General features: G+C 67.9%; 2 protein-coding genes. Both read right to left on the bottom strand.

Annotation, left to right across the window (positions count from 1 at the left end; translation table 11 throughout):
* Positions 1 to 131: 131 nt before the first annotated feature.
* Entirely contained in the window at positions 132 to 1,157 is a 1,026-nt protein-coding gene (locus tag G3N93_RS38315; RefSeq protein ID WP_174987638.1) for an adenosine deaminase, read from the bottom strand.
* An 18-nt stretch (positions 1,158 to 1,175) separates the two neighbouring features.
* Positions 1,176 to 2,186, bottom strand: a complete 1,011-nt coding sequence (gene xdhC, locus G3N93_RS38310; protein ID WP_206135364.1) for a xanthine dehydrogenase accessory protein XdhC — start codon at positions 2,184 to 2,186, stop codon at positions 1,176 to 1,178.
* Between the last annotated feature and the right edge of the window lie 136 nt (positions 2,187 to 2,322).

The following is a 2,322-nucleotide window of genomic DNA, read 5'->3' as shown; positions in this document are numbered from 1 at the left end:
CGAGCGACGGCAAACGACGCCGTCGCCGCGCGCTCACGCACGCGGTCGTCCAGGCGCAGGGCCGGGACGGTGGTCGCGAAGCGGATGCCGTTGCCGTGTTTCATCTGTCTGGCGTTCCTCGATGCCGGCCGTTACGCGGCCTGCCAGTACGTGTCGAGGCGCGCGTACAGTGCGTCGCGCTGCGCCGGTTCGATGAACGATGCCTCGAAGCCGTTGCGGATCACCGCATGGACTTCGGCATCCGTGAGTTGCAGCCCTTCGGCCGTCGCGAAGTAGTTTTCGTTGACGTAGCCGCCGAAATAGGCCGGATCGTCGGAGTTGATCGTCACCGCGACACCGCGATCGAGCAGTGCCTTAAGCGTGTGCTTCGCCATGTCGTCGAATACGCAAAGCTTCAGGTTCGACAGCGGGCACACGGTGAGCGCCGTGCGCGACTGGGCGAGGCGCTCGACGAGCGCCGCGTCCTCGATGCTGCGCACGCCGTGGTCGATCCGGTCGACCTTCAGCACGTCGAGTGCTTCATAGATGTACGCGGGCGGGCCTTCCTCGCCCGCATGCGCGACGAGCTTCAGCCCGAGCGCGCGCGCCTTCTCGAACACGCGTGCGAACTTGGTCGGCGGATGGCCGAGTTCGGACGAGTCGAGGCCCACGCCGATCAGGCGATGGCGATAGCGCTCGAACAGCGGCAGCGCGGATTCGAAGGTCGCGAGCGCATCCTCTTCGGACAGGTGACGCAGGAAGCACAGGATCAGCTTGCTCGACAGCCCGCGCTGTTCGGCATCGGCGAGTGCACGCTCGATGCCCGCGACGACCGTCTCGATCGATACGCCGCGCTCGGTGTGCGTCTGCGGATCGAAGAACAGCTCGGTGTGGACGACGTTGTCGGCGAGCGCGCGTTCGCAGTACGCGGCCGTCATGTCGTAGAAATCCTGCTCGGTCAGCAGCACGCTCGCGCCTGCGTAATAGATGTCGAGGAACGATTGCAGGTCGGTGAATGCGTACGCGGCGCGCAGCGCGTCGATCGAGTCGTACGCGAGCTTCACGCCGTTGCGCTGCGCGAGCGCAAAAATCAGCTCGGGCTCGAGCGAGCCTTCGATATGGATGTGCAGCTCCGCTTTCGGCGCGCGGGCAATCTTGTCCTTGAATGTCGGGGTCATGGCGTCGTTCTTGGTCGGTCAGTAGGTAGGGGAAGCCTGTGCGGACGCATTCGCGTTTGCCTCGACGGCCTGCAGCAATTGCGCCGCCACCGAGATCGCGATCACTTCGGGTGCCTTGTCGATGATGCCTTCGACACCGATCGGGCAGCGCATCCGCGCGACCTGGGCCGGGTCGATGCCGATGGCTGCGAGGCGATGATCGAACTGCACGCGTTTCGCGTGCGAGCCGGTCATCCCGAAGTACGCATAGTCGCCGCGCCGCAGGATGCGCTCGGCCAGCACGAAATCGAGTGCATGGTCGTGCGTCATCACGACGAAGTAGGACTGCGGCGGTGCGGCGTCGACCGCGTCGGCCGGGGCAGCGGCCGCTTCGATCGCGAGGTTGCCGATGCCGGCGAGCGCGTCGGCCGGCGGGAACACCGCATCGGGCCCGTCGATCCAGCGCACGTGGCACGGCAGCGTCGCCAGCACCTTCACGAGCGCGGTGCCGATGTGCCCGGCGCCGAACAGCACGACGGGGAACGCATACGGCGCGACCGTTTCGGTCATCAGCGACACGCCGCCGGTTTCCCACAGCAGGCAGTCGGCACGCGCGGCTTCCGATTCGGGCTCGCTCAACAGCGGCGCGCCCGGCGAGGGGCCGAATGATACGCTACGCACGGTCGCGGCGCCGGCCGCGACACGCTTCGCAAGCGACATGATCCAGCCGAGATCGCCCACATCGAGCCGCTCGAACGCGAGCACCACGGCGCCGCCGCAACACTGGCCGAGGCTCGGGCCGAGCGCGAGCCGCTCGAGCCGGCGCGCGTGCGGCACGTGCGCGCCATCCTTCAGCAGATGCCGCGCGATCTCGATCGCCTTCCATTCCAGATGACCGCCGCCGATCGTATGGCGGGCCATGTCGCGCGTGACGAGCATCTTGGTGCCGGCTTCGCGCGGTGCGGAGCCGTCGGTGTGCGCGACCGTCACGAGCACGGCCGCTTCGCCGTGCGCGAGCAGTTGCTGCAGATCGCCGAGCCAGGCTTCCATCAGCACGCTCCGTTCGGGACGACGTGGCACGGCACGCGGCGCGGGCTGGCGAGCGTGGCGGCAACGATGACGGACGGGAACGAAGCGGGCCGGCCGCATGGCCGATGCGGTGTGGCGGCGCGCGGACGGCGCACCA

The organism is Burkholderia sp. Se-20378 (assembly GCF_017104665.1).
In the GTDB taxonomy this organism is placed as follows: domain Bacteria; phylum Pseudomonadota; class Gammaproteobacteria; order Burkholderiales; family Burkholderiaceae; genus Burkholderia; species Burkholderia lata.
Note: the sequence above shows the minus strand (reverse complement) of the source record. Positions and strands in the feature narration are given on the sequence as shown.

Coding starts and splice junctions, on each gene's coding strand:
- G3N93_RS38315 (WP_174987638.1), bottom strand. CDS start 1,157: ATGACCCCGACATTCAAGGACAAGATTGCCCGCGCGCCGAAAGCGGAG.
- xdhC (WP_206135364.1), bottom strand. CDS start 2,186: ATGGAAGCCTGGCTCGGCGATCTGCAGCAACTGCTCGCGCACGGCGAA.